We start from the raw sequence: 26,164 nt of genomic DNA on the forward strand, positions 1-26,164 counted from the left end.
TGACCTGTGCGTGGTTGCGTTCCCGGGTTGCGCAGTCTACCCAGGTGCCTGATCCAACTCAATAATCCCGGCTGCTCGCAGCACAGGCCGAAGCATTCTGCCGAGCAGGAAGGCGGGATTGATGCCGGCGCCGGTGCTGCACGGTTGCACCTTATAGCGATTGCTATCAAGCTAGCGTCATTGAACCCAACCCGGTATACCGGCGGATACGGAGAGGTGCCTGACAGCGGAATTGTAGAATCGTTTTTCCTCATCTTTACTGGTGCGGCGGTGCTCGCCACCGCCGCCCTCTACACACGCCAGCCCCTTCTCGTCGCCTATATCGCCATCGGCTGCCTACTCGGTCCCCATGGCCTGAAACTGGTAGCCGACCCTGACGTTCTCTCCGAAATCGCTGAAATAGGCATCATTTTCCTGCTGTTTCTGGTGGGGCTGGACCTGCCACCGGCGAAACTGCGCAACATGGCGGGAGAGGGTCTGTTGACCGCGCTGGTAAGCACCGGCGTGTTCTTCCTCGTCGGATTCGCTCTCATGCTCGGCTTCGGCTTCTCGACCTCGGATGCGGTAATCACCGGCATCGCGGTAACCTTCTCGAGTACCATCATCGGCATCAAACTGCTGCCGACTACCGTGCTGCACCATCGCCATGTCGGAGAAATCGTGGTGAGCCTGCTGCTCATTCAGGATCTACTGGCCATTCTGGCGCTCATTCTGATTTCAGGCTACGGCGATTCCATCGCGACCACGCTGAGCAACCTCGGTATCGTTCTGCTGGCTTTACCGGCACTCGCGGCGTTTGCCTTTCTGTCGGTGCGCTTCGTATTGCTGCCGCTGATTGCGCGCTTCGATGCGTTTCATGAGTACATTTTTCTGGTCGCGGTGGGCTGGTGTCTCGGACTGGCGACTCTGGCTTCGATGACCGGACTGTCATTGGAAATAGGCGCATTTGTCGCCGGTGTGTCCCTGGCGACGAGCCGCATTTCTCAGTACATCGCAGAATCACTGCGTCCACTGCGTGATTTCTTTCTGGTGCTGTTTTTCTTTTCCGTGGGTGCAGAGCTCAACGTTGCGCTGCTCCTGGAACTGTTGCTGCCGACGCTGCTGCTCGGTATGGCACTGATCGCAGTGAAGCCCGGTACCTTTGCGCTGCTGCTGGGATGGCAGGGCGAACCGAAGGAGGCGAGCTGGGAGGTCGGCTATCGGCTCGGACAGACCAGTGAATTTTCTCTGCTGCTCAGCTACGTTGCGGTGGGTGCAGCCCTGCTGAGCGTGGAAGCAGCTCACGTGATTCAGGGCGCCACCGTGCTCACCCTGCTGCTGTCAAGCTACGTGGTAATATTCCGCTATCCGACACCCATCGCCGTCAACGAGGCGCTGCGCAGAGATTGAGACGAATCCCCCTCAGTGGACGAGCAGGCCCCTTCCGACCATTTTTCCGGCGAGTATTCGATCGAGGGTATTGGAAACCTGTTCCAGTGTGAGAGTTGCTTTCAGGGTATCCAGTTCTTCGAGTTTCCAGGGTCCCGCGAGTTTGTTCCAGATTTCGATTTTCTGAGGTAACGGGAGCTGCACGGAGTCGACACCGAGCAGATTCACATGGCGCAGGATGAAGGGAAGAACAGTGGTGGGGATCTGTGGTGATGCAACGAGTCCGCAGGCGGCCAGACTGCATCCATAGCGCAATCCCTTGATACCGTTGACCAGAATGTCGCCCCCTACGGTATCGACAACCCCTCCCCACTGTTCGGCCAGCATCGGTTTCGAGGCCCCTTCGAGCGCGTCTTCCCGGCTGATGACTGCGCGCGCACCAATGCGGTTCAGAAAACTGATCTGATCACTTTTGCCGGTTACTGCAGTGACCTCATAGCCGAGTTTAGCAAGCAGCATCACCGCCACCGACCCGACCCCACCGGTTGCTCCGGTTACCAGCACAGGGCCGGCTGCACTGCTCATCCCTGCCATTTCGAGCTTGTGAACGCACAGTGCTGCGGTGAACCCGGCAGTTCCGAGAATCATGCTCTGTTCCAGGGTCAGACCATCCGGCTTGTGCGCAACCCAGCCTGCCGGCACCCGGATCCGCTGGCCAAACCCGCCGGGTGTGTTCATACCGAGATCAAAACCGATTGCGATAACCTCGTCTCCAGGTGAGAAATCGCTGCTGCGGGATTCCACCACCACACCCGCCGCATCGATGCCCGGGGTGTGCGGAAATTTCCGGGTCACACCGGGATTGCCCGTTGCGGACAGGCCGTCTTTGTAGTTGAGCGAAGAGAAACGTACGTCTATGAGTACGTCGCCATCAGGCAGGTCTGCAAGCGATCGATCTACGATGCTGCGGGTGAATCCAGTCTCTGACTTTTCGATCAGCAGCGCTTTGAAGGTGTTCATCTCATATCTCCGGGAAAGGGCTCTACTAACGGTGCCAGACACCTCGAGCCTGTTCCAGCAGACTTGTCAGTGAGGATTCCGCCTGTGCGAGCAGACGCTCGATCGGCTTTTTCTGTTCCACCCAGTGGACTTCGAAGACATCCGCATCCATGCACGCTTTTGCCAGATACTCATCGCTGGTGCAGATCTCGTCGACCAGCTTCAGATCGAGCGCGCGCTTCCCATACCAGGCTTCACCGGTCGCCACCTGTTCGATGTCCAGCGCCGGACGCCTCGAGCCCACGAATTCCTGGAACAGGCTGTGCAGGTCTTCAAGTTCCTCCACGAATTTCTGGCGACCTTCTTCGGTGTTTTCGCCGAGCACGGTAAGGGTGCGTTTGTATTTACCTGCGGTGAGTATATCCACGTCCACATCGTGTTTCTTCAGGAGGCGGTGAACGTTCGGAATCTGGGCGACGACTCCGATGGAGCCGATGACCGCGAAGGGTGCCGCCAGTATGCGGTCCGCCACCGCCGCCATCAGGTAGCCGCCACTCGCAGCCACTTTGTCGACCGAAGCGATCAACGGCACACCGTGCTGCTTGAAGCGGTCGAGCTGGGAAGCGGCGAGACCGTAGCCATGCACTGAGCCCCCCGGACTTTCGAGCCGGATCAGCACCTCATCCGGTGCTTCCGCGAGGGTGAGCACTGCAGTGACTTCGGTGCGCAGGAGCTTCACCCGACTCGCCTGAAGATCGCCACGAAAGTCGAGGACAAACACCCGTCGCTTGCGCTCCTCTGGCCCCGCCTCGGATCCTCCGCCCGATCTGGCGCTCGATTTTGCCAGCTGCTTCTGGGCCTTTTTCTCGGCTTTATTGTCCTTTTTCAGGATCCGCTTGAATTCAGCCGGGGGCAAAACGGCCTGCCGCACACCGTCCCTCAGATCCTTCAGACGATCATTGAGCCGGATGATCTCCAGATGACCGGAATCGCCCTGCTGGCGTCTCATGCTCAGTGAAGCGACTGCGGCGATCACCAGCAGGATCGCCGCAACGATGGTGACTGCCTGAGCGAGGAACAGCAGATATTCGAAGAGATAGTCCATGAAGCGGGGTGTCTGAGAAAGGCCGGCTACTGTACTGTAGAAGGTTCAAATCCGTCCACTTTGAGAAAAATGGCACAACAGACGCTGGAGTCCCTGCAGGCGCAACTGCAGAAGTCCTTCCTGCCACCGGCAAGCACCGGAATGGATGCGGTGATTCAACTTTCCGTCGGCGGTGAGACGCTGGCATTCCGGGTGGCTGGAGAGACGATCAGTTTTGAGGAGGCAGTCGGCAGGACGCCGGACGCAACCTTCTTTTTTTCGGATATGGACACCGCATGGAACCTTCTGTCGGGGCGCGCCGATGCCTTCAGCGCGTTCATGCAGGGGACTTTCCGGGCAGACGGCTATCTCATGTGGGCCTTCACGATGATGGCGATGTTCCAGAGCGAGAGTCTCCCTGAAAATCCCGTGGAGTGAGCTGCACCGGTGGGGAAGCGTTTGTCTGCAGGCCCCCGCTTGCGGTTGCTCAACCGCCGTTTTCCAGGAAAGCGTCGATCAGCCAGCGTGAAATCGCCGTACGGGGCGGGATGTTGGGCAGATTGTCAGCCCTGAACCAGCGAGCTTCGGCGATTTCTTCGTCGTTGCAGCAGATTTCGCCGCCAGCGTATTGCGCATGGAAGCCCAGCATCAGCTGGTTGGGGAACGGCCAGCTCTGACTGCCCCGATAGCGGAGATTGCGGACGGTCAATCCAACCTCCTCCATCACCTCACGATGCACGGTCTGCTCGATGGACTCTCCGGGTTCAACGAACCCTGCCAGTGTGCTGAACATGTTCGTCGGCCAGTTGGCATTCCGGGCCAGGAGCAGCTCTTCCCCTTTCGTGACCAGCACGATGATGCTCGGTGCCAGGCGGGGATAGCACACGAGATCGCACTCAGGACAGGTTTTCGCCCGATCTGCGCCGTGATCCTCCATCGCACTCCCGCAGCGTCCGCAGAAGCGATGGGTGTTGTGCCATTCGATCACCTGCTGGGCGCGGCCTGCGAGATAGAACAGAGGGGGTTCGACCCGGCCGAGCCAGTCGCGCAATCCAGCCAGGGCGAAGCCTTCCGGTAAGCGTCCCCGGGCTTCGATGGCTATGCAGCAGCGTCCTCTGTAGCGGCCGAGATAGTGCTCGGAAGTGATCTCGATGTCGAGCCAGCGCAACTCATCCCCGGAGACCGGTCGGGGTATGCCACGCTCTGAGACGCACGCCAGTCTGCCGTCGATGATGAGAAAGCACATGGCCTCGTTTCTGTCTGCCCCTTCAGGCGGGTGCAGAAGAACTTCGAATTCATCAGGATCCATCGGCCACATATCGCTACCCGTTGCTGTAATTCCTGTTTGTTCCCGAGGGGCTTCGCTCATTCCCGAGGGAGACTCCGGGCAGAGCCTTCCCAGTGTACCGCGCTGACCGATCAGCGCCAGTACAGTGCGGCATGCGCCGGATCACCTGAGTTGCATGTTGAACGGCGATGCGGCTAGTGTAGTGCGCCCCTGAAAGGGCGGCACAAGAACACAAATTCGGGGAAGGATCTGACAGCATCATGAGTGGTATCGACGCCAAATCCCTCTGGGCGAATTTTCTCGGGCCGGCACCCGAATGGTACAAAGGCACCATCCTGGTCTTTCTGCTGCTCAACCCGGTCCTGTTCTACCTGGTTTCACCTTTCGTGGCGGGATGGGTTCTGGTACTCGAGTTCATCTTCACCCTGGCCATGGCTCTGCGTTGCTATCCCCTGCAACCGGGTGGACTGCTGGCATTCGAAGCCGTGGTGATCGGGATGACGACCCCGGACACGATCCGCACTGAGGTGTTCCAGAATTTTCCGGTGATTCTGCTGCTGATGTTCATGGTCGCCGGCATCTACTTCATGAAGGAACTGCTGCTGTTCACATTCACGAAGATAATTCTGGGAATTCGCTCTAAGATATTGATATCTTTATTATTTTGTTCACTATCCGCCTTCCTGTCTGCCTTTCTCGACGCGCTCACCGTGACCGCTGTGATCATCAGCGTCGCGCTCGGTTTCTACTCGGTGTACCACCGCGTCGCCTCGGGCAAGCAGTTCCGCGATGAACACGAACACGGCCACGATGATTCGATCGGGGAACTGCATCGGGAAGATCTGGAAACGTTCCGGGGTTTTCTCCGCAGTCTGCTGATGCATGGCGCTGTGGGTACGGCGCTCGGCGGCGTCTGCACTACGGTGGGCGAGCCGCAGAACCTGCTCATCGCCAATCAGATGGGCTGGGACTTCATGGAATTTTTCGTGCGCATGGCGAGGGTGACCATGCCGGTGCTGGTGATCGGTCTCAGCACCTGTGTACTGCTGGAGATGGTCAAGCGCTTCGGCTACGGCTCGCCCTTACCGGAACCGGTGCGCCAGATCCTTACCGAGTTCGACGCGGAAGAGACCCGCCAGCGCACCCCGCGGGATTCCGCCCGTCTGCTGATCCAGGCAATTGCCGCAGTGATGCTGGTGGTGGCACTGGCCATGCACTGGGCCGAGGTCGGTCTGATCGGCCTGATGGTCATCGTGATCCAGACAGCTTTCAATGGTGTGATCGAAGAACATCAGGTGGGCAAGGCATTCGAAGAGGCACTGCCCTTCACCGCGCTACTGGTGGTCTTCTTCGGTATTGTGGCTGTAATTCACGACCAGCACCTGTTCACGCCGGTGATCAACTACGTGCTCGCGCTGCCCGCGGCAACTCAGCCGGGTATGTTCTATATCGCCAATGGCCTGCTGTCCGCGATCAGCGACAATGTGTTTGTAGCAACGGTTTATATCACCGAGGTTGTGAGCGCCTATGAGACGGCCCGTATCAGCCGCGAGCATCTCGAACTGCTGGCGGTTGCCATCAATACGGGTACCAACATACCCAGCGTAGCCACGCCCAACGGCCAGGCAGCCTTCCTCTTTCTGCTGACTTCATCGGTGGCACCGCTGGTCCGGCTATCTTATGGCCGCATGGTAGTGATGGCCCTGCCCTATACGATCACCATGGGCGTCACCGGCTGGTATTGCGTGAACTATCTGCTGTCTGCCTGATCAGGCGCCAGGCACTGCCTGCATCGCATTTTTCGTCCAGCAGATCAAGCCAGGCCTCGTGGGCCTGGATGTCTTCCGGGCACGCCTCCACGACCTTCAGTGCAGAGCCGTCGACACGCGGCGCAGCGGCAGCCGGCTCACCCCGATCTTTCCGCTCCTGGTCGGACTCGGCGCCAAAGAGGGCCGTCTGCCCGCCTGTGAGTGCCAGGTACACGTCGGCAAGAATTTCCGCATCGAGCAGGGCTCCGTGCAGCATTCTGGCGGAGTTGTCGACGCCGTAGCGGCGGCACAGTGCATCCAGACTGTTCTTCTGACCCGGATGCTTGCGGCGCGCGAGCGCCAGAGAGTCGGTGATGCGGCAGAGCCTGTGCAGTCGCGGTCGGCGCCCACCCAGTCGGGCGAGTTCCGCATCGAGGAAAGCCAGATCAAAGGGAGCATTGTGAATGATCAGTTCCGCGCCGGTGAGAAACGCGAGTAACTCGTCGGCAACTTCCGCAAACAGTGGCTTGTCAGCGAGAAATTCCGAGCTCAGTCCATGTACTTCGAATGCACCGTCATCGATTTCCCGTTCGGGATTGAAGTAGTGATGGAGCTGCTTGCCGGTAAAGCGCCTGTCGATCAGTTCGACCGCACCGATCTCGATCACCCGATGTCCCTTCGCCGCTTCAAGGCCGGTAGTTTCCGTATCGAGTACGATCTGCCGCATTCAGGGAGCCCTTGCGCCAAGCATCTCATCGATGGCGTCATTGGCCGCGCTGTCCACCTTTTCGTTTTCCGGGTGGCCGCTGTGCCCTTTTACCCAGTGCCACTCGATCTGATGGGTGCTGGCTACTGCATCCAGCCGCTCCCAGAGATCCTGATTCTTGACCGGCTTTTTTGCTGCCGTGCGCCAGCCATTGGCTTTCCAGCGCGGCAGCCAGTCGCTGATACCCTGGCGCAGATACTGGGAGTCGGTGGTCAGCGCGATGCGGCTCGGTCGGGTCAGGGCGGCGAGCGCCTCAATCGCCGCAGTCATCTCCATGCGATTGTTCGTTGTTTCCGGCTCAGCCCCCTTGAGCAGCTTCTCCGTCTCCCCGTAACGCAGGAGAGCCGCCCAGCCGCCCGGACCCGGGTTGCCACGACAGGCGCCGTCGGTAAAGATCTCGACCTGAATCCTCAAGGCGTTTCCGACTCCTCGGGGGGCGTTCTCAACAGTGCGCTGATCTTCGGGTAGGCGGCTGGTGCGAGTGTGCGACCCCTGGCAGGGTCGAGATTGTGGCTGGGTCTTGCCGCCGCTGCCTGCTTTACCGCCGATATCAGATAGACACCGCCGAAGGGGATCCGATAGTCGGCCAGCCTGGCCCGAATTCGCTTCCAGAGTGCGGGATCGCGATCGCCGGTAGGGAAAGGCAGGCCATACGCCATATACTTTACTTCGTGTTGCAGCTCGAATCCCAGCACGGCGAGCCAATCCAACAGACGGATGGGATTCACGAATCTGAGATCGCTGAAACCGTCTTCCCTGAAACGGGCCCAGATGCCCCGGATGCCCCATAAACTGAAGGGATTGAACGTGCAGATCACCAGGCGGCCCCCCGGGGCGAGGACCCGGGACAGTTCCCGGATCGCCGTGCGGGGATCAGCAGCAGCCTCCAGCACGTGATGGAGCACGACTGCATCCAGTGAGCCGTTCGGCAGGGGGATCTCCTCCAGCGAACTCTGGAATTCGGCGAGATCCAGGGCCGGATCGGCCGGGCTGGCCCCCTCCGCCTGGGCCTCTGTGCGGGTCGGATGAGTGTCGACTCGAGCCGACATCGGCCCGGAAACGCCGGGAAGGCTGAGGAAAAATCGATTACGAACCATGCACCCGCGCACGGTCTCGGCAAGATCTGTGTGGCAACCTACCCACAACAGCGAGTCGCCATGGAATCGTCGGGCGCACTCCCGCACCAGGGGTGACTGTTCACTGAGCAGTCGCCGACCGGTCGGGGTCTGAAACCAGCGGGAAAGTCTCGCGATCGAGGAAGTTGCCAACGACGGGGCCATATCGCAAAGTACGGCAAACATTCTGACTTCAGCTAACCATGACCGCAACCGCACTGCGCCCATTCGTCCTGATTGCCCTGCTCGGTCTTGCGGCGTGTCAGGCAATTTCACCGACTGATGCAGCAGACGCGCTGGATCGACAGGTCCTGGAAGCAATCAGCGAGCCGAGTCCGCTGGTGACAGTCTCCCGCACAGGCCGAAAAGATTTCGGCCTGCAGGAAATCGGTCGCGAGATCGCGCCAGGCATCACTCTGCCGACGCCCGATCTCTGGCGCGACATCCGCGCAGGCTTTCAGCTCTCCCACCACATCGAACAGAAACGGGTCCAGCAGGAACTCCGATGGTTGAAAGATCGACCCGAGTATCTGGCCTATCTGGCACCCCGCCTGGAACGGCATCTTGCTTATATACATGAACAGGTGAGTCTGCGCGGCATTCCCAGCGAAATCGCGCTGCTGCCCATCGTTGAAAGCGCCGTAGACCCCTATGCATTTTCACACGGTGGAGCGGCCGGGCTCTGGCAGTTCATTCCTGCGACAGGCAAACGCTATGGGTTGGATCGCAACTGGTGGTATGACGGTCGGCGTGACCCCGTTGCTTCCACGGGTGCCGCGCTCGATTACCTGTCCGATCTTCACCGCATGTTTGATGACTGGTATCTCGCCCTTGCCGGGTACAACGCGGGTGAAGGAAATGTGGCACGCGCCCGCAAACGAGCACACGAAGGTGCAACATTCTGGGAGCTTGATCTGCCCAAAGAGACGAGCGCCTACGTTCCGCGATTGCTGGCGCTGGCTGAGCTGGTCGCCAACCCCGAACGTTACGGTGTCACTCTGCCGCCGATGGGTCCCGAAATTCCTTTTGAAGTCGTCGCGACCGGCGGGCAGATTGATCTCAGCGTGGTCAGTCAGGTTGCTGACATCGACCTCGATACGCTTTACCGATGGAACCCTGCATTGAATCAGTGGTCGACCCCGCCCGCCGGCCCACACCAGCTGGTTGTACCGTTGCGCCCAGGATCCGAAGTGGCGGAACGGCTCGCGGCAGTTCCGGCTGACAAGCGACTGCACTGGTTGCGCATCAAAGTTGGTCAGGGAGACACACTGGGTCAACTTGCCGTCCGTCACCACACCGATGTTGCGAGCCTGCAGAAGGCGAACAACCTGAGAGGTACGCAGATTCGTGCCGGACAGACCCTTCTCATCCCGAAATCCCCTGCTGCGCTGGCCAATCCGATCGCGGGCCGCGGTAAAGAAGGCAGCTATGTGGTTCAGCCGGGTGATTCACTGTGGAGCATCAGCAGGCGCCACGATGTTTCAGTGAATCAGCTCATGAAAGCCAACCAGGTCGGCCCCCAGGACTATCTGAAGATCGGACAGCGTCTGACCGTGCCTGGCGTGACCAAGGCAGACACCCGGGAAGGGGTAATGAGAGAGGTCCGCTATGGCGTCCGCAAGGGTGATTCACTCGCCCGCATCGCGAAAAAATTCAATGTCAGCGTGCGGGACCTGGTGAGCTGGAACCGACTGAGTCTCAATGACTACCTGCAGCCCGGACAGCGGCTGAAGATTCACGTCGACGTGTCCGCCCCCGTCGGGGACTGAAACTGCGCTGACTCAGCCCGTTCAGACGGCTGTCAGAGTGGGTTCAATTCGGTCTGCGTACCGACCCTTCCTGCTCAAGCGTGTTGTAGAAACCTTCAAAACTGAGATCCGCCACCCGCGCAGCCAGGAATCGCTGCACGCTGCCGATCTCGGCTTCGGTCATGGTCGACAGATCTCCATCGACTGCCCGTGTCACCGTGACCACGTATTTTGTTCCTGCTGAGCCGGTTGCGCCGTCGACACGTTTGGTCTCTTCCGTCGGCCTGGGCAGATTAAAGGCCGTCTGCAGCACCTCAGGAGGCACCCCCGGCTGATTCCGCCGGGCCAGCTCGACCCGGCGCCACTGCAGCCCGAACTCCTCGGCCACTGCGGTGACATTCTCCCCTGCCTTAACCTGCTCGAGGGCCCTCGTCTGTGCGGAATCTATAGCGACCTGAGCCAGCTCGGAGACAATGTCGTTCCGGATCTGATCCGCAACCGTTTCGAATGGAATCGCTTCAGGCGCATATTCAGCGGTCACCCGGGCTACCACTGCACGCTGTTCTGTGTATTCGACTGCGGGACTGTTGAAGCCGTTTTTCCGTACCTCGTCCGTGAATACCGCACCGCGCAGCTGCACATTGCCGAAAATTCCCGGACCCGTGTCTCTGGTGACGCCTTCGGCGAAACGGATTTCCAGATCGAGACTCTCTGCGAGCCCCTGCAGGGAGTCCGGCTGTTCGAAGGCAAGATTGTCCAGTTCGCGAACCCGCTCCAGAAAGAGTTCTGCTGCCTGCTCGCGCCGCAATCTCGTTTCGAGCTGTGCCTGCATCTCTTCGAATGCCGGAAATACCTGGGGAATGATTCTATCGAGTCGGATCAGATGCACGCCGAACTCGGTTTCCACCGGCCCGGAGAGTTCACCCTCCGCAAGTGCCCACAGCGCCGCTTCGAAGGATGGATCGAAGGCGCCTTTTCCAACAGGTCCCAGTACACCACCGGCTGACACCGAACCGGGATCTTCCGACACTTCCGCCGCAATCTCAGCGAAGTCGGCACCGGAAAGTATCTGCTCCCTGATTTCCAGAATCCGGGCTGTTGCGGCTTCCACTGTCCGCTCGTCGTTCACCTGCAGCAGAATATGCCGGCTGTCCCGCTGCTCACTCAGCGGCGTGGCTGCTTTTTCAGCTTCATAAGCAGCAATCAGATCCTCCTCTGTGACCTCGATGGAGGGATCCTGCATCAGCCCGTCGACCGTGAGCTCAACGTAGGCGACGTCAACGCTCTCATCTGTCATGTAGTCGAGCTGGTTTTCCTCGTAGCGCAATCTGACAGCGGCATCATCTACTTCAACCTGATCCGCAAAGGTTTCCCGATCGAATGTGAGGTAGGCAAGGTCACGACGCTGGTTGAGCACGCGGGCATTCTGGCGCAACTCCCAGTCTGTGAGAAACCCCGTGTCGACGACCCCGGAACGAAGCTGCTCGATGGCCAGCAGTTCGCGGGTGGTGTTGAGAAACTCCTGCGGCGTGTAGCCCATGAGCTGAACGACTCGACGATAGGTGGACTCGTCAAACCTGTCGTCAATCTGAAAATTCGGATTATCGGTGACGCTTGCATTGACCTGTGTGTCGCTGGCACCCAGACCGAGATCATCAACCGCCTGCCCGAGCAACGTACGCGCAATGAGCTGATTGATCACCATGGTCTGCAAGGCAAGGGGATCGATCATCTCCGGATCAAAGTTTTCACCCATTCGGGCAGCCAGCCTTCTGCGTTCCCGCTCCGCCTCTGCCATCACCATCCGTTCTGTGATGTCTTCACCATTGGCAGATGCAATAGCCGGGTCTGAGGTCACAAACAGATTGAATGCGCCAAATCCGAAAATAGCCAGGACAACAATGATGACCCCCACAAGCACCTTGAAAAACAGGCTTTGTGTCTGATCTCTGAGTTTCTGAAGCATCGATGTGTCCGTCGGTTTGTTATTTCAGGCGGTTGCGTCTGTCAACACCACCCGTATTGAGCTTAAACGAGAGTCGCCTGCCAGGAACTAATGCACAAACTAAGCGTGCAAAAAAAGGCACTAAAGGAGCCTACGAAAAAAGGCGCGGTGACGCGCCTTTACGTTCGCTGGCAGGCGCGGCTGCCTAGTTCAGAGCATCTTTCAGAGCTTTGCCCGGTTTGAATGCCGGGACTTTGGCTGCTGAGATCTGGATCGGCGCCCCGGTCTGGGGGTTCCGCCCGGTACGAGCTGCGCGCTCTCTCACAGTAAAAGTACCAAACCCGACGAGTGCTACCGGGTCGGCTTTCTTGAGCGAATCAGTGATTGCTTCGAGTGCAGCATCCAGTGCCCGTCCGGCAGATGCTTTTGATATATCGGCTGATTCCGCGATTCGATCGATCAGTTCGGTCTTATTCACATTCTGCCCCTTGGTAATGATGGGATGTCGAGATCTCTTTATGAACTTCCGGATTCCGTGAATTCCGCAAGTTGGGTACTGCTGCTAGTAAAAAGCGCTCGAAGGTTCGCGACGATTTATACCAACACCCCCGAAGTGCTGCAAGCTCAGTATGCGGTCTGGAGAAAGCAGCGGTACGGGTCAGTGTGGATTGATGGGAAGTTCTCCCTCTTCCTTTCCGGTGCTTTTACCCACGTTTGCCGCCGTGTTGGCAACTTCGGCAACGACTTCGTCTGATATCGTCAGCTGATCGTTGGCCACTTCCGGTTGCGGCATACGCTCCAACGCGATTTCAAGCACTTCATCCATCCATTTCACCGGATGGATCTTGAGGTTTTCCTTGACATTGTCCGGTATTTCCTTGAGATCTCTCTCGTTTTCGGCAGGAATGATGACTTCCCGGATGCCGCCTCTCTGGGCTGCCAGGAGTTTTTCCTTGAGCCCGCCGATTGGAAGCACCTGGCCGCGCAGCGTAATTTCACCCGTCATGGCGACATCGGCGCGGACGGGAATGGCGGTCAGCACGGAGACGATGGCTGCACACATCCCGATTCCTGCACTGGGACCGTCCTTCGGCGTGGCGCCTTCTGGTACGTGGATGTGCATGTCGAACCGTTCATGGAAGTTTTTCGGTACACCAAGCACGTCGGCCCGACTTCTGACGAAGGTCAGGGCGGCCTGAATCGACTCCTGCATCACATCGCCCAGTGAACCGGTTTTTGTCTGCTTGCCCTTGCCCGGCACTGCAACCGCCTCGATGCTCAGCAGTTCACCGCCAACCTGTGTCCAGGCCAGTCCGGTGACAATGCCGATCTGATTGTTCTCCTCTGCGAGTCCATAGGAGTACTTGCGCACGCCATTGTAGTTTTCGATATCGGCAGCCTGGAGTACTACCGCATTTCGATGCCCTTTGAGGGTCTGTTCTTTGACCACCTTGCGCGCAAGCTTTGCGATTTCACGCTCGAGGCCCCGGACGCCTGCCTCTTTGGTATAGAAACGGATGAGATGCAGAATGGCCGCATCGTCGAGCTTGAGATCCTCTGCTCCGAGACCCGCGGCGCTGACCTGCTTCGGCAACAGGTACTTTCTGGCGATGTTTTTCTTCTCGTCTTCCGTGTAACCGGGCAGACGGATCACTTCCATGCGATCCAGCAGTGGCGCGGGGATATTCATTGAATTGGAAGTGCAGATGAAAAAGACATCCGAAAGGTCGTAGTCCACCTCGAGATAATGGTCGTTAAAGGTGTTGTTCTGCTCCGGATCGAGCACCTCGAGCAGCGCGCTTGCAGGGTCACCGCGCACGTCCATTCCCATCTTATCGACTTCGTCGAGGAGGAAGAGCGGATTGCGGACCCCTGCCTTCGCCATCTTCTGCAGCACCTTTCCCGGCATCGAGCCGATATAGGTCCGCCGGTGGCCGCGTATTTCGGCTTCGTCGCGGACGCCACCGAGAGCCATGCGCACGAACTTCCTGTTGGTGGCTCGAGCAATGCTCTCACCAAGAGATGTCTTACCCACACCAGGCGGGCCGACAAGACAAAGCACAGGCCCTTTCATCCTGCGCACCCGGGTCTGTACTGCCAGATATTCGATAATACGTTCTTTGACTTCTTCGAGGCCGTAGTGGTCCTCATCGAGGATCCGCTGCGCGTCTGCAAGATCTTTGCGGACCTTGCTGCGCTTCTTCCAGGGAATACCCACCATCCAATCGAGGTAGCTGCGCACAACGGTTGCTTCAGCGGACATGGGCGACATGAGCTTGAGTTTGTTCAGTTCAGCCAGGGCCTTGGTTCTGGCCTCCTTGCCCATGCCGCTGGTATCGATCCGCTGCTGAAGTTCATCTACTTCGTTGGGGGCATCCTCGAGATCGCCGAGTTCCTTCTGAATGGCCTTCATCTGCTCATTGAGGTAGTACTCGCGCTGACTCTTCTCCATCTGCTTTTTAACGCGCCCGCGGATGCGTTTTTCCATCTGGGAAACATCGATCTCCGCCTCAATGAAGCCGAGCAGCACGTCCATCCGCGCTTTCAGCTCGAAGCATTCCAGAATTGCCTGCCTGTCCTCTATCGACATGGCGATCTGGGCGGCAATCGTATCTATGAGGCGTGCGGGATCATCGATGCTTGATAGCGAAGAAAGTACTTCCTGGGGTACTTTCCGGCTGACCTTGATGTACTGTTCGAACTGCTGGAGCACACTGCGGACAATCGCATCTGCTTCCCGTGCTTCGGCTTCCGGTTCGGGAATGGTCTGCACGTCGGCCTGAATGTAGTCCGGCGCACTCCCGTCGTCGTTCAGTAAACGCAGTACGCGCGCACGCTGGCCACCCTCTACGAGCACCTTTACCGTGCCATCCGGCAGCTTGAGAAGTTGCAGTACTGTTGCCACGGTTCCCGTGTTGAAGAGATCCGACTCCCCGGGCGCATCGACCTCAGGGTCTCTCTTGGCGACGAGCAGGATCTGCTTGTCGTCGGACATTGCCGCATCGAGCGCTTTAATTGAACTCTGGGTGCCGACAAAGAGCGGATGCACCCCATGGGGGTAGACGACCATGTCACGCAATGGCAGTACGGGAATATTTGTCAGTACAGTTTCAGTCATATCTTCTCGGGTTCGGGTGTCTGGTAAGGGTGTCTGCCGGAGGGACCGGGCGCGATCCGGCGAAACCGGATATCAGGTTGCCCATGCCCCTGCTGCATCTCCGTGCGACCGCTCAGCTGCATACTCCAGTTGAACTTCCAGTCCCCGGCGGTCGCCGGGGCTTTCGATACGATTCGGTCTGTGATGCAGGCTCAATCCTGAGGGGTAGCCTGAGCCTTCTCGACGTTTTCGTACATGAGCATGGGCTCGCTCTCACCGAGGATGACACTCTCGTCGATCACCACCTTGGCAACGGATTCCGTAGAGGGCAGGCTGTACATGGTGTCCAGCAGCACGGCTTCGAGGATAGATCGCAACCCCCGGGCGCCCGTTTTGCGCTCCATGGCCTTCTGTGCGACTGCACGGAGCGCGTCTTCCCGGAAATCGACCTCGACCCCTTCCATCTCGAAGAGTTTCGAGTACTGCTTGGTGAGCGAGTTTTTGGGTTCGGTGAGGATCTGCATCAAAGCATCGACGTCCAGTTCTTCCAGAGTGGCCACTACCGGCAGTCGACCCACGAACTCCGGGATCAGCCCGTAACGGATCAGATCCTCGGGTTCCACGTTGCGGAGCGTCTCGCCGATCGATTTCCGCTCATCCTCACCCTTCACCTGGGCACTGAAGCCGACGCCGGATTTCTCCGAACGATCCCGGATGACCTTGTCGAGACCGGCAAAGGCCCCGCCACAGATGAAGAGGATGTTTGACGTATTGACCTGCAGAAACTCCTGCTGGGGATGTTTACGCCCGCCCTGGGGTGGCACCGAAGCAATGGTGCCTTCGATCAGTTTCAGAAGTGCCTGCTGCACCCCTTCTCCGGAAACATCCCGGGTGATGGAGGGATTGTCCGATTTGCGGGAAATCTTGTCGATTTCATCGATATAGACGATGCCGACCTGAGCGCGCTCCACGTCGTAATCGCACTTCTGCAGCAGCTTCTGGATGATGTTCTCGACGTCTTCGCCGACATAGCCTGCCTCAGTGAGCGTGGTGGCGTCTGCGATCGTGAAGGGCACGTCCAGCAGCCTGGCCAGGGTCTCGGCGAGCAGCGTCTTGCCACTGCCTGTCGGTCCGATCAGGAGGATGTTTGATTTCGAGAGTTCGACGTCGTCTTTCTTACCGGCATAATTCAGGCGCTTGTAGTGGTTGTATACCGCTACCGCCAGCACCTTCTTCGCATGTTCCTGACCGATCACATACTGGTCGAGGATGTCGTTGATCTCAGAGGGAACCGGCAATCGGTCCGTCTGCTTGCTCTGGCTGCCTTCCGAGACCTCTTCACGGATGATGTCGTTGCACAGCTCGACGCATTCATCGCAGATGAACACCGAGGGCCCGGCAATGAGCTTGCGAACTTCGTGCTGACTCTTGCCACAGAAGGAGCAGTACAGGAGCTTTCCGGAGTCGTCGCCCTTACCGCTTTCGTCTGCCATGAATCTAAGCCTTTATCCTCTTAATAGCCGCTACCTTGCTGCCTTGGGGGGCATATTGCAACCCCTGGCATGTAGTCCGAACCGGTTGTGTTTGCAAGGAAATCGCAGCCGGGAAGTTCGCAGAGGGGGTTCAGCCCGCGACTGCTTTCGGAAGTTTCTTGCGAGGCGTCTGAACCACGTCGATCAGTCCGTAGGCCTTCGCTTCATCCGGGCTCATCCAGAAATCCCGATCGGTGTCTTCAGCAATACGCTCCACGGGCTGACCTGTATGTTCCGCAAGCAGACCGTTCAGGCGCTTGCGAAGCAGCAGAATTTCCTTGGCCTGAATCTCGATGTCCTTCGCGACGCCGCGCGAACCCCCTGAGGGCTGGTGCATCATCATACGGGCGTTTGGCAGGCAATAGCGCTTGCCCTTTGCCCCTGCCGCAAGCAGAAAGGAGCCCATGCTGGCGGCCTGACCGATACACATGGTGCTGACATCGCAGCGGATGAACTGCATGGTGTCGTAGATGGCCATCCCTGCGGTGACTGAGCCCCCCGGAGAGTTTATGTAAAGGTGTATGTCTTTATCCGGATTCTCGGATTCAAGGTACAACAACTGGGCCACAACCAGATTGGCCACCTGATCCTCAACCGGACCGACCATGAAGACGATCCGCTCCTTCAGCAGCATCGAATAGATGTCGTAAGCGCGTTCGCCCCGGGCGGACTGTTCTACCACCATGGGCACCAGGCCGAGATTGGTGGTGGCCGGATAGCCGCTGTCGTCGAATTTGGAGTTGGACATTGATGCTCCTGGGCTGCTCGAAGGAAATTAGCTTGTTGCCGAGGCTTGACCGCCCGCCGACTGCGGGTCGGCCGACTGCGGGTCGGCTGATGTCGGGGCCGCCTCGTCCTCATCGGTGGCGACAGCCGTGCCACGAATGATGTCGGTATAGGTGGAAGGCACGATTTCCACGCTCGCCTTAGCCAATATGTGGTCGATCACCTGATCTTCCAAGACCGCCATCTCGATTTTTTCGAGCTGTTCCGGATTACCGTAATAGTAGTTCACCACCTGCTGAGGCTGGGCATACCCGGCTGCCAGGGTTTCGATGCGCGCCTTGACCCGATCAGCATCCGGTGTGATCCCTGCTTTTGAGACAATTTCGTTGACAATAAGACCGACCGAGACCCGTCGTTCCGCCTGTTCCAGAAACAACTCACCCGGGAGATCGATCTCAGGCGCTTTCTGCCCGTAGGCCTGAAACTGGCCCATCATCTGTTGCTTCAGAGCCTCGATTTCCCGGTCGACCACCGCCTTCGGCAACTGCACGGTGTGGAGTTTGTGGAGCTGGTCCATGACCTGACTCTTCACCTGATTCGATGCCGCAGCGTCCATTTCACGCTGCATGTTGCTGCGAACTTCGCTGCGAAAAGCCGACTCGCCACCTTCACTGATCCCGAAGGCCTTGAAGAACTCGTCGTCCAGCTCCGGCAGGACTGCACTTTCCACTTTTTTGACCTTAACCGTGAAAGTCGCCGTCTTGCCGCGCAGGTTCTCGGCCTGATAATCCTCCGGGAAGGTGGCTGTGAATTCCGCCTCTTCACCCTCGGCCACGCCACGGACGCCCTGATCGAAATCTTCAATCATCTGACCGGCGCCGACCTCGAAGGTGACGTCTTCGCCGGTGCCGCCTTCAAAAGCGACATCATCAATTTTGCCCACGAAGTCGAGGGTCACCCGGTCTTCGGGCTCAGCGCCACGGCTGACGGACACCCAGTCTTTGCGCTGGTCGCGAAGCTGGTCGATCATCGCGTCCACATCCGCATCCGTGATCTCAGCCTCCGGCTTGCGCACGGTCACAGCCTTGAGGTTGGCAACTTCGACCTGGGGATAGACTTCAAACGTGGCGGTGAACTCGAAATCGATGCCCGGATCCATCTTCACCACTTCGAGATTCGGTGAACCCGCGGGCGACAGCTGTTCCTGGCGGATGGCATCGAGAAAGCTCGACTGCATGAGTTCTCCGGCGATCTCAGCCCGGACGGACGGACCGAAGCGTCTGCGCACCTCTTTCAGCGGAACCTTGCCCGGGCGATAGCCAGGCAACTTGACACGCTGGGCGGCTTCGCTGAGGCGACTGCGAATTTGTGCTTCGAAGGCTTCGGAAGGAACCGAAATGGTGAGCCGTCGCTCCAGGCCACTCATGGTTTCGATGGAGATCTGCATATAAATAGGGCTTCGTGCTAAATGGGGTGGACGATGGGGCTCGAACCCACGACCGCCGGGATCACAACCCGGAGCTCTACCAGCTGAGCTACGTCCACCACGGTTTGATTAAGCGCGTCTCGATGCGCCAGAATTCGGCGTACTCGGATGCGCCGTCTTATTTTCTGCTTCCTCTGCTTTCCCTTGCTGCCGGCACCGGCGTGCCGCGCTGATTGTACAGTACCTGGTACGCCCGGAAGGAATCGAACCTTCAACCGCCGGCTTAGAAGGCCGATGCTCTATCCAGTTGAGCTACGGGCGCTTTGCCAGTCGACCCCCCGTCACGGCAGTTCAAGGTGGTAAACAGGAGGACTTGGAGTGATTGGTCGGGGTAGAGAGATTCGAACTCCCGACATCCTGCTCCCAAAGCAGGCGCGCTACCAGACTGCGCTATACCCCGGTCGGTGAAGCCTGCCGCTGAAACGGCGCGATGATACTGGCGGTATCCGGAGGCGTCAAACCTGCCGCGGGGCCACCTGGAGACCCGCCGATCCGGCTTCCTAACACCGAGCGCCGGGGTAGAATGCCCGCTTTTCCTGCGCCGCTGGGCGGCGCCATTTGCCAGGAGATGCCATGCCGGCCCGGATTCTCGACGGTAACGCCATTGCCCGCGCACTGCGTGCCGACATCGGTGCGGCCGTATTATCGCGCACCTCACGCGGGCTGCGACCGCCGGGCCTGGCGGTCATGCTGGTCGGCAGCGACCCCGCTTCCGAAGTCTATGTGCGGGGCAAACGGCGGGACTGCGAGGAAGTGGGATTCCATTCGAATTTCCAGCACCTGAGCAGTAATGTCACCCAGCGGGATCTGGAGGAGCGGATCTCCGAGCTCAATGCGGATCCGAGCATTGATGGCGTGCTGGTGCAGCTGCCGCTCCCCGATCATCTCGATGCCGCGCGCCTTATCGACCGGATCGACCCGGAAAAAGATGTGGACGGCTACCACCCGTACAACATCGGCCGACTGGCCCTGCGGCGACCTTCCATTCGTGCCTGCACGCCGAAAGGCATCATGCAGCTGCTCGAGCATACGGGGGTTGAGATCCGTGGCCTGGACGCCACGGTAATCGGCGCCTCCAACCATGTCGGTCGACCCATGGGGCTGGAGCTGCTGCTTGCCGGCTGCACGGTTACCACCGCTCACAAATTCTCTCAGGATACGGCCCGCAAAGTGGCCGATGCGGATATCGTGGTTTCTGCTGTCGGCAAACCGGGCCTGGTACCCGGAGCCTGGATCAAACCGGGTGCCATCGTCATCGACGTGGGAATAACCCGGGATGCCAATGGCAAACTTCGAGGTGATGTGGAGTTCGAAGCTGCCGCGGAACGCGCGGCGTGGATTACCCCGGTACCGGGCGGTGTCGGACCCATGACCCGCCTGGCGCTGCTGCAGAACACCCTGCAGGCAGCCGAAATTGCGGATGCTGCGACACACTGATGCGGATATTTCTGTCCGACCTGCACCTCGATCAGCCAGCCACACCATCTTTCGCGACCTTCGCCCGTGTGCTCGAACAGGAGGCAGAGCGCGCCAGCGCTATCTACATTCTCGGTGACCTCTGCGAAGTCTGGGTTGGCGATGATGATGACGGGCCCCTCGCCTGCGCTCTGCGCGAGCTGCTGCGGGCTGCCAGTCGTCGTTGTCCGATCTTCCTCATGCATGGCAACCGGGATTTTCTGATCGGCCCCCGCTTTGCGCAGGAGACCGGTTGTCAGCTGCTCGAAGATACGACGCTCCTGGAGGACGGCACCCTCTTAAGCCACGGCGACGGATTCTGCATCGACGATGTCGCCTATCAGCAGGCACGCCAGACGCTGCGTTCCTCCGAGTGGCAGCAGGGCATATTGAGCATGACACTCGAGCAGCGTCGAGTACTTGCAGGTGCGATGCGTGCAGAGAGTCAGCGCACCAGCGCAAACAAGGCGGCCAACATCATGGATGTCTCCTCAATCGAGGTGAGCCGGATAGTTCGGGAAACCGGAGCTGACAGACTGGTGCACGGACACACCCACAGGCCCGGGGTGCATGTCAGCGACTGGGGAGCGCGTTACGTCCTCGGTGCCTGGGAGCGTTGCGGCTGGCTGCTGCGAATGCTGCCCGGGCAGTCGCCTCGACTCGAATGCTTCCCTTTAGACAGAATCTGATAGACAGGACCTGAGCAGTAACCCGGTCAGACGGCCCGCAGAGGGCCGCTGTGAAACCTGAAATCCGTGTCCGGGGAGAGAATCAGATCCCTTTCCGCCGTCAGTAACTGCGCCAGCTTTTCCGCACAGGACTCGCCTGCGAGACGTTCTGCCTGATGCAGATAGCCTGTGAAATGCCGGGCTTCCGAAGCGAGCAGCTTGCGGTAGAAGGCCGCCAGATCCTCCGGCAGAACACCCGCCAGACTCAGAAACCGTTCACAGCTGCGGGCTTCGACGACGGCGCAGACCAGCAGCGTGTCGATCAGCCGCCATGGCTCGTGTGTACGTATGTGAGATCGCAAGCTTGCGACATAGCGACTGGATGACAGATGCCGGTAGGGGATCTTCCGGGCAGCCAGATGTTCGCACACCTGCTCGAAATGTCGCAGCTCCTCCCTGGCCAGCTTCGACAGCGCGCTCATCAGTTCCGGATGTTCCACGTATCGATACAGCAGCGACAGAGCGCTGCCCGCGGCCTTTTTTTCGCAGTTGGCATGATCTATGAGCAGCTCAGGCAGATGCGCGGGTACCTGATCCAGCCAGGCCTGGGGGGTGCGGCAGGGCAGAAATTTCAGAACCCGCTGGACGGCATTGTCCTGGCGCGTGCTCATTGTGCAGGGATGTGAAAACTGTGCTCGTAGCGTGCGAGGGAACGACGGTAGATCTCCTGCTCTATGCTGGTGTACAGCTCGGCCGGGTTGAGCGCAGTCTGTCTGGGACTGATGCCGAGTTCCCGGAGATCGGGGCCGCCGGCCGCTGCCCGACGCAGCACTTCAAAAGCGATGAGCTCGATCCGCTGTTCCCGGGAAATTCCCAGACGTTGCGCCTGCAGCAGCAGGCGTTGTGTGTCCGCTATTTCGGCGAGGTGGCTCAGAGCGCCGGCGCGCAGTTCGAAGAGTCGCTCCCAGACCGTCTGCTGTTGTGTGGCATCAAAGCTGTTCCACTGCACGACTTCATGGGCGAAACGCTTGCAGCCCCGGCAGACAAGGTCGCCATAGGTTGTTGAGCAGACACCGATGCAGGGTGTCCGTCGCAGCACAGTCATACTCGAAACACTCCAGTTGAGACTGGATCGCGTCCAGGGCGCTTTGACACTCAATCAGAGCCCCCCTGGCGGGCGATGCGCAATGCCAGCCGGAACTGCAGTCTGCGAAGTGCTCGACGCAGTACACCGAGTTCGGCGGGTCCGGAGGCGGTGGTCGGATTGTACAGCAGCTGTTCCAGGTCGGCGATCAGGGTGGCGACCTGGGGATCTTCGAGACCGGCCGCGTCTGCCACACGCCGGACGAAGGCGGGTGGAGACTCCCAGGGTTGCCTCACCTGGCCCTGGCCTGTGAGGCGCTTGCTGAAATTCAGGAAGAACTGCTCCACGGGGTTGCGCCGGACGCTCCTGCGGCGCCAGAACAGGGCTATGGCAACAGCGCCGAGACTGAGCGCACCGCCCACCAGCAGTGCAAGCCCCATCCGTGCCGGTGTCATCTCGCCCAGCAGAGCACTGAGAAGATCCGACTGAAACCTGTTGTCGTAGCCGACTACCCAGAGATTCCAGCGGTGCTCCATGGAATCCGCCCACTGCAGAAGTCGGCTGGCAAGCGCCCAGTCACCGAGCCGGGCACTGGTCAGCAGCGACAGTGTCGCCCTGTCCTCGGCGGACAGCGCGCTGCTCAAGCCGCGCTCGATCCGCTCCGGGGCGACGGCGGCAGTCGGATCGAAACGCTGCCAGCCGACGCCATCGAGCCAGATTTCCGCCCAGGCGTGCGCATCGTACTGACGCACCATGAGATGTCCCGACAAGGGATTGATTTCGCCACCCTGATAACCACCGATCATCCGCGCCGGGATACCGGCGGCTCGCATCATGAATACGAATGCCCCGGCATAGTGCGAACAGAAGCCTGCCCGCCCGTCGAACCAGAAAGCGTCGATCGGATCGGGGTCCGGATAGCGGGGTGGATTGAGCGTGTACCGGTAAGGTCGCTCCCGGATGTGGGTCAGAAGCGCCGCCGCAAAGCCCGCGTCGTCGTCATGGCGGGCGCGCAACTCGGCGGCGAAGGATCTCGCTCGCGGATTGAGCAACCCGGGCAGCTGCAGTTCCCTCGTGCGCAGGACCGGGTTGAGCAGCAGGTCGGATGCTTCCTGAGGGAAAGAGCGCACGCGATAGCGAAAAACTGAGAGCACCGGCTCTGCCACCTCGATGCGCTGATCGCGCGTGCGCCGTACACCGGCGTCCAGCGGATGTGCGACGTTCATGCCGAACAGCCAGGTTCGCTGAGTGGGCTCGAGCAGTACCTCGTAGTCGAAGGACTCACCCTCCTCCGGCATCCCGCTCTCCCCCAGTGGCGGCAGGCGCTTGTCTGCACGCCAGGTGCTGCCATCCAGCTCCGAGTACACCAGACCCCGCCAGTAGAGATCCCGCGGTAGCGGAATCCGGCCATCGAAGACCACCCGCAGCGCCAGTGCATCGGACTGGGTGAGCTGCTCGAAGGCTCCCGGGGTGACAGTGTCACTGATCCCGGTCGATCCGCTGGACGGCAGCGGTACGGACCACAGCGGAGCGATGCGCGGAAACAGCAGGAACAGGACGATGGTCAGGGGCAGCGCCTGCAGCACCAGGGTGGCGGCAATTTTCATTGATGCCAGCGGTCGCACACGGGTGTGCAGCTGGTTCAGACCGACCAGCGCGGCGGTAACCACGATCATTGCGCCAAGTTCGTAGAGGGTGATCAGAATGCTCTGATCGAACAGGAACTGGGTAGCGATCACGAAGTATGAGAGAAAGATGACCAGGTAGGCGTCGCGCCGGCTCTTCATCTCGATGAGCTTCAGCGCGAAAGCCGCAATCAGAAGTGATGCGGCGGTTTCCAGGCTGAAGGCGTCGGCGCCACTGGTGAGCGCACCCAGCACCGAGAGCACAACCAGAATCAGCTTCACCCACCGTGGCGGATAGTCCCAGCGTCCCTGGTAAACGCCGGCCCGCCAGTACCCACAGAACAGCCCCACGGCGATGAGCCAGGGTGACAGCTGGAAAAGATACGGGAGGATCACCACTGCCTCAGCGACCATCAGCAGCGCCAGCGTGTTACGCGGGATCTGGTAGGCGACGCCGAGGGCGCCGCTATGCCTGGGCGAGTCCATAGACGGCCAGTTCCCGCAGAATCTGTTCCAGATGCGCATCGCCCAGTGCGGGCTTGATGGTCAGATGCCCCAGCCGTAAACCGAACTCCCGTTCCAGGCGGCTGGCTTTGAGGGCAAGTCCCGTCAGTCGACTGATTTTCTCCTCGAGATCTCCACTGACCAGGTCGAGATCAAGCCACAGACGGGGTTCGACGTAGCTTGAATAGCGCTTCACCATCAGCTGCTCCGAGCGAGCATAAGAGCGCCAGATGATGTGCTTCACCGGATCGCCGGCGCGGTAATCCTTGATGTCGGTAAAGTCGTCGCTGCCTGATGGATCGATCAGCTGACCTTCGTCCCGGCGTCCGCCGCCCGGCTCCGGGAACTCCTGGAAGATCGGTTTGGGATACACCAGTACCCGGGCATCCAGATCGACCCAGGTCCAGGCGCGCAGAATTCCCAGGGGATAGTAGGTCTCCACCAGCAGACGTCCCGGATTGAGATAGCCGCGTCGAAGACCCGGCACATAAAGCCGGAGCGCGTCTGCTTCCCGCTCCATCAGTTCCGCCCATTGCATAATGGTTTCCGGCCAGCCGAGCTGGATGCCCTCTCTGGTCCTTTCCGCTGTCCTGACGACCCGCACCGTGAACTCGACATCCTCCCCGACGAATCCGCTGCGCCCCCCTGCGAACTCGAGACTCAGTCCGGAAAGATTGCGAAAGGTGTAGAGAATGGTGACGAGAAACAGACTGCCGAGCAGGAATGCGACGCCGTAGACGAGACTGGCCTGGTAGTTGATGGCTCCCAGAATGAGGAGGATGAGCAGGCCGCCGAACACGAAACCGGTGCGGGTCGGGAAAATGAAAACATTGCGCTGACTCAGGGTGATCTGCTGGCTCGGAGGAATACGGCGATCGATCCATTTCCCGAAGCGCCTGCCGACTACGGAATCGTCCCGGGCAATCGCCGTCCGCCAGGAGGCGGGGGAATTCTCTGGTGAGGGTTCAGACACCCTTCGACCTCTTTACCTGACCTGCGTTTGACCTAGCCTACGACGTCCACCCGGGAGAGCAGCTTCTGGGCGAGTGCCCCACCGCCATGACCGGTGTAGTCGGCTGCTTCCCGAAGACGGTGTTCCACCACACTTGGCAGCACGGCCTGCACGTCCTCCGGCACCACATGGCTGCGGCCATGCAGCATTGCCCAGGCCCGGGCGCTGTGCAGCAGGGCGAGAGATCCCCGCGGTGACAGGCCGAAGGCGAACTCCGCACCGCGCCGACTGTAGCCGACCAGGCGCTGTACATATTCGATCAGTGGTTCGGATACTTTCACTGCGTCCACCGCCGACTGCAGCGCCTGGAGGGACTCCAGATCCGTGATGGGTTGCAGTTCTTCGAGCAGCCGGCGGCGGTCGCCGCCACGGAGCAGTTCCCGCTCTGCCTCGGGCTCCGGGTAGCCGAGTTCCACACGCATGAGAAAGCGATCGAGCTGAGATTCCGGCAGAGGGAAGGTGCCTGTCTGGGTCGTAGGATTCTGGGTAGCGATCACAAAGAAAGGTTCCGGCAGCGGGCGGGTCTGGCCGTCCGCTGTGACCTGTCGTTCCTCCATCGCCTCCAGCAGTGCGCTCTGGCTCTTCGGGGTTGCCCGGTTGATCTCATCCGCCAGGACTACCTGGGCAAACAGCGGGCCTTTGATGAAGCGGAACTCGCTGGTGTCCCGGTTGAATATGGAGGTACCGATGATGTCTGCCGGCAGGATGTCGCTGGTGAACTGTATCCTGTTGTAGGACAGACCCAGCACCCGGGCCAGGGCGTGAGACAACAGCGTCTTGCCCATACCGGGAAGATCTTCGATCAGCAGGTGCCCTCTGGCGAGCAGGCAGGTCAGCGCCAGCCTCACCGCGGTATCCTTGCCGAGCAGAATTGCATTCAGCCCGTCAATGAGCTTCGCCGTGAGGTCTTTCAC

Annotated in this window: 23 protein-coding genes and 3 tRNA genes; 6 read left to right on the top strand and 20 right to left on the bottom strand. The window is 59.6% G+C overall.

Annotated features, from left to right (window positions below; translation table 11 throughout):
* The first annotated feature begins 216 nt into the window (after window positions 1–216).
* On the top strand, window positions 217–1,389 hold the full coding sequence (locus R3E82_06010; protein MEZ5550422.1) for a cation:proton antiporter: 1,173 nt from the start codon (window positions 217–219) through the stop codon (window positions 1,387–1,389).
* 12 nt (window positions 1,390–1,401) lie between these two features.
* Here the strand turns inward: R3E82_06010 and R3E82_06015 are convergent, their stop codons facing one another.
* Together R3E82_06015 and sohB are read right to left on the bottom strand one after the other, a co-directional pair.
* Window positions 1,402–2,388 carry a YhdH/YhfP family quinone oxidoreductase gene (locus tag R3E82_06015; protein MEZ5550423.1) on the bottom strand — a complete coding sequence of 329 codons (987 nt, stop codon included), beginning with the start codon at window positions 2,386–2,388 and terminating at the stop codon, window positions 1,402–1,404.
* A gap of 25 nt (window positions 2,389–2,413) precedes the next feature.
* Window positions 2,414–3,472 carry a protease SohB gene (gene sohB, locus R3E82_06020; protein ID MEZ5550424.1) on the bottom strand — a complete coding sequence of 353 codons (1,059 nt, stop codon included), beginning with the start codon at window positions 3,470–3,472 and terminating at the stop codon, window positions 2,414–2,416.
* Between the two features lie 69 nt (window positions 3,473–3,541).
* Here sohB and R3E82_06025 point away from each other — a divergent pair, with 69 nt between their 5' ends.
* Window positions 3,542–3,889 (top strand): SCP2 sterol-binding domain-containing protein, encoded by a 348-nt coding sequence (locus R3E82_06025; protein ID MEZ5550425.1) that lies wholly within the window; start codon window positions 3,542–3,544, stop codon window positions 3,887–3,889.
* 49 nt (window positions 3,890–3,938) lie between these two features.
* Here R3E82_06025 and nudC read toward each other — a convergent pair whose 3' ends face one another.
* Window positions 3,939–4,820, bottom strand: coding sequence for an NAD(+) diphosphatase (gene nudC / locus R3E82_06030; protein MEZ5550426.1), 882 nt, complete (start codon window positions 4,818–4,820; stop codon window positions 3,939–3,941).
* 179 nt (window positions 4,821–4,999) lie between these two features.
* On the opposite strand from nudC, the gene nhaB reads away from it, so the two are divergent.
* Window positions 5,000–6,508 carry a sodium/proton antiporter NhaB gene (nhaB, locus tag R3E82_06035; GenBank protein MEZ5550427.1) on the top strand — a complete coding sequence of 503 codons (1,509 nt, stop codon included), beginning with the start codon at window positions 5,000–5,002 and terminating at the stop codon, window positions 6,506–6,508.
* On the opposite strand, the gene dnaQ is transcribed toward nhaB, so the two are convergent.
* The 3 genes from dnaQ to R3E82_06050 are packed head-to-tail and all read right to left on the bottom strand — an operon-like array spanning window position 6,468 to window position 8,554.
* Window positions 6,468–7,214: a DNA polymerase III subunit epsilon gene (dnaQ, locus tag R3E82_06040; protein ID MEZ5550428.1), complete on the bottom strand. Its 747-nt coding sequence runs from the start codon at window positions 7,212–7,214 to the stop codon at window positions 6,468–6,470. The genes nhaB and dnaQ overlap by 41 nt on opposite strands.
* Entirely contained in the window at window positions 7,215–7,667 is a 453-nt protein-coding gene (rnhA, locus tag R3E82_06045; protein MEZ5550429.1) for a ribonuclease HI, read from the bottom strand.
* A complete protein-coding gene (locus R3E82_06050; protein MEZ5550430.1) occupies window positions 7,664–8,554 on the bottom strand; it encodes a class I SAM-dependent methyltransferase in 891 nt (296 codons plus the stop codon). The genes rnhA and R3E82_06050 overlap by 4 nt, the downstream gene beginning before the upstream one ends.
* Window positions 8,555–8,571: 17 nt before the next feature.
* Here R3E82_06050 and R3E82_06055 point away from each other — a divergent pair, with 17 nt between their 5' ends.
* On the top strand, window positions 8,572–10,137 hold the full coding sequence (locus R3E82_06055) for a LysM peptidoglycan-binding domain-containing protein (protein MEZ5550431.1): 1,566 nt from the start codon (window positions 8,572–8,574) through the stop codon (window positions 10,135–10,137).
* A 43-nt stretch (window positions 10,138–10,180) separates the two neighbouring features.
* Here the strand turns inward: R3E82_06055 and R3E82_06060 are convergent, their stop codons facing one another.
* The 9 genes from R3E82_06060 to R3E82_06100 all read right to left on the bottom strand — a co-directional run bounded on the left by R3E82_06060 (window position 10,181) and on the right by R3E82_06100 (window position 19,302).
* On the bottom strand, window positions 10,181–12,082 hold the full coding sequence (locus tag R3E82_06060; GenBank protein ID MEZ5550432.1) for a SurA N-terminal domain-containing protein: 1,902 nt from the start codon (window positions 12,080–12,082) through the stop codon (window positions 10,181–10,183).
* A gap of 184 nt (window positions 12,083–12,266) precedes the next feature.
* On the bottom strand, window positions 12,267–12,581 hold the full coding sequence (locus R3E82_06065; protein ID MEZ5550433.1) for an HU family DNA-binding protein: 315 nt from the start codon (window positions 12,579–12,581) through the stop codon (window positions 12,267–12,269).
* Window positions 12,582–12,719: 138 nt separating this feature from the next.
* Entirely contained in the window at window positions 12,720–15,179 is a 2,460-nt protein-coding gene (lon, locus tag R3E82_06070) for an endopeptidase La (GenBank protein MEZ5550434.1), read from the bottom strand.
* A 191-nt stretch (window positions 15,180–15,370) separates the two neighbouring features.
* Window positions 15,371–16,651 (bottom strand): ATP-dependent Clp protease ATP-binding subunit ClpX, encoded by a 1,281-nt coding sequence (gene clpX, locus R3E82_06075; GenBank protein ID MEZ5550435.1) that lies wholly within the window; start codon window positions 16,649–16,651, stop codon window positions 15,371–15,373.
* Between the two features lie 130 nt (window positions 16,652–16,781).
* A complete protein-coding gene (gene clpP / locus R3E82_06080) occupies window positions 16,782–17,438 on the bottom strand; it encodes an ATP-dependent Clp endopeptidase proteolytic subunit ClpP (GenBank protein ID MEZ5550436.1) in 657 nt (218 codons plus the stop codon).
* Between the two features lie 27 nt (window positions 17,439–17,465).
* Window positions 17,466–18,863 carry a trigger factor gene (gene tig / locus R3E82_06085; GenBank protein ID MEZ5550437.1) on the bottom strand — a complete coding sequence of 466 codons (1,398 nt, stop codon included), beginning with the start codon at window positions 18,861–18,863 and terminating at the stop codon, window positions 17,466–17,468.
* Between the two features lie 22 nt (window positions 18,864–18,885).
* A tRNA-His gene (locus tag R3E82_06090) sits at window positions 18,886–18,961 on the bottom strand.
* A gap of 126 nt (window positions 18,962–19,087) precedes the next feature.
* A tRNA-Arg gene (locus R3E82_06095) sits at window positions 19,088–19,164 on the bottom strand.
* Between the two features lie 61 nt (window positions 19,165–19,225).
* Window positions 19,226–19,302: transfer RNA gene (locus R3E82_06100), tRNA-Pro, on the bottom strand.
* A gap of 173 nt (window positions 19,303–19,475) precedes the next feature.
* Between R3E82_06100 and folD the strand changes: the two genes are divergently transcribed.
* Window positions 19,476–20,339, top strand: coding sequence for a bifunctional methylenetetrahydrofolate dehydrogenase/methenyltetrahydrofolate cyclohydrolase FolD (gene folD, locus R3E82_06105; GenBank protein MEZ5550438.1), 864 nt, complete (start codon window positions 19,476–19,478; stop codon window positions 20,337–20,339).
* Window positions 20,339–21,046, top strand: a complete 708-nt coding sequence (locus R3E82_06110; protein ID MEZ5550439.1) for a UDP-2,3-diacylglucosamine diphosphatase — start codon at window positions 20,339–20,341, stop codon at window positions 21,044–21,046. The genes folD and R3E82_06110 overlap by 1 nt, the downstream gene beginning before the upstream one ends.
* Window positions 21,047–21,072: 26 nt before the next feature.
* Here the strand turns inward: R3E82_06110 and R3E82_06115 are convergent, their stop codons facing one another.
* The 5 genes from R3E82_06115 to R3E82_06135 are packed head-to-tail and all read right to left on the bottom strand — an operon-like array spanning window position 21,073 to window position 26,164.
* Window positions 21,073–21,696, bottom strand: a complete 624-nt coding sequence (locus R3E82_06115) for a tRNA-(ms[2]io[6]A)-hydroxylase (protein ID MEZ5550440.1) — start codon at window positions 21,694–21,696, stop codon at window positions 21,073–21,075.
* Entirely contained in the window at window positions 21,693–22,130 is a 438-nt protein-coding gene (locus tag R3E82_06120; protein ID MEZ5550441.1) for a DUF1289 domain-containing protein, read from the bottom strand. The genes R3E82_06115 and R3E82_06120 overlap by 4 nt, the downstream gene beginning before the upstream one ends.
* 50 nt (window positions 22,131–22,180) lie before the next feature.
* Entirely contained in the window at window positions 22,181–24,220 is a 2,040-nt protein-coding gene (locus tag R3E82_06125; GenBank protein MEZ5550442.1) for a DUF3488 and transglutaminase-like domain-containing protein, read from the bottom strand.
* Window positions 24,201–25,211, bottom strand: coding sequence for a DUF58 domain-containing protein (locus R3E82_06130; protein ID MEZ5550443.1), 1,011 nt, complete (start codon window positions 25,209–25,211; stop codon window positions 24,201–24,203). The genes R3E82_06125 and R3E82_06130 overlap by 20 nt, the downstream gene beginning before the upstream one ends.
* 32 nt (window positions 25,212–25,243) lie before the next feature.
* A complete protein-coding gene (locus tag R3E82_06135; GenBank protein ID MEZ5550444.1) occupies window positions 25,244–26,164 on the bottom strand; it encodes an AAA family ATPase in 921 nt (306 codons plus the stop codon).

This window comes from Pseudomonadales bacterium (assembly GCA_041395945.1).
Taxonomy (GTDB): domain Bacteria; phylum Pseudomonadota; class Gammaproteobacteria; order Pseudomonadales; family Azotimanducaceae; genus SZUA-309.

Excerpts from the sequence above, each read along its gene's own strand:
- R3E82_06015 (MEZ5550423.1), bottom strand. The coding sequence starts at position 2,388 with ATGAACACCTTCAAAGCGCTGCTGATCGAAAAGTCAGAGACTGGATTC.
- sohB (MEZ5550424.1), bottom strand. The coding sequence starts at position 3,472 with ATGGACTATCTCTTCGAATATCTGCTGTTCCTCGCTCAGGCAGTCACC.
- R3E82_06025 (MEZ5550425.1), top strand. The coding sequence starts at position 3,542 with ATGGCACAACAGACGCTGGAGTCCCTGCAGGCGCAACTGCAGAAGTCC.
- nudC (MEZ5550426.1), bottom strand. The coding sequence starts at position 4,820 with ATGAGCGAAGCCCCTCGGGAACAAACAGGAATTACAGCAACGGGTAGC.
- nhaB (MEZ5550427.1), top strand. The coding sequence starts at position 5,000 with ATGAGTGGTATCGACGCCAAATCCCTCTGGGCGAATTTTCTCGGGCCG.
- dnaQ (MEZ5550428.1), bottom strand. The coding sequence starts at position 7,214 with ATGCGGCAGATCGTACTCGATACGGAAACTACCGGCCTTGAAGCGGCG.
- R3E82_06050 (MEZ5550430.1), bottom strand. The coding sequence starts at position 8,554 with ATGTTTGCCGTACTTTGCGATATGGCCCCGTCGTTGGCAACTTCCTCG.
- R3E82_06055 (MEZ5550431.1), top strand. The coding sequence starts at position 8,572 with ATGACCGCAACCGCACTGCGCCCATTCGTCCTGATTGCCCTGCTCGGT.
- R3E82_06060 (MEZ5550432.1), bottom strand. The coding sequence starts at position 12,082 with ATGCTTCAGAAACTCAGAGATCAGACACAAAGCCTGTTTTTCAAGGTG.
- lon (MEZ5550434.1), bottom strand. The coding sequence starts at position 15,179 with ATGACTGAAACTGTACTGACAAATATTCCCGTACTGCCATTGCGTGAC.
- clpX (MEZ5550435.1), bottom strand. The coding sequence starts at position 16,651 with ATGGCAGACGAAAGCGGTAAGGGCGACGACTCCGGAAAGCTCCTGTAC.
- clpP (MEZ5550436.1), bottom strand. The coding sequence starts at position 17,438 with ATGTCCAACTCCAAATTCGACGACAGCGGCTATCCGGCCACCACCAAT.
- tig (MEZ5550437.1), bottom strand. The coding sequence starts at position 18,863 with ATGCAGATCTCCATCGAAACCATGAGTGGCCTGGAGCGACGGCTCACC.
- folD (MEZ5550438.1), top strand. The coding sequence starts at position 19,476 with ATGCCGGCCCGGATTCTCGACGGTAACGCCATTGCCCGCGCACTGCGT.
- R3E82_06110 (MEZ5550439.1), top strand. The coding sequence starts at position 20,339 with ATGCGGATATTTCTGTCCGACCTGCACCTCGATCAGCCAGCCACACCA.
- R3E82_06115 (MEZ5550440.1), bottom strand. The coding sequence starts at position 21,696 with ATGAGCACGCGCCAGGACAATGCCGTCCAGCGGGTTCTGAAATTTCTG.
- R3E82_06120 (MEZ5550441.1), bottom strand. The coding sequence starts at position 22,130 with ATGACTGTGCTGCGACGGACACCCTGCATCGGTGTCTGCTCAACAACC.
- R3E82_06125 (MEZ5550442.1), bottom strand. The coding sequence starts at position 24,220 with ATGGACTCGCCCAGGCATAGCGGCGCCCTCGGCGTCGCCTACCAGATC.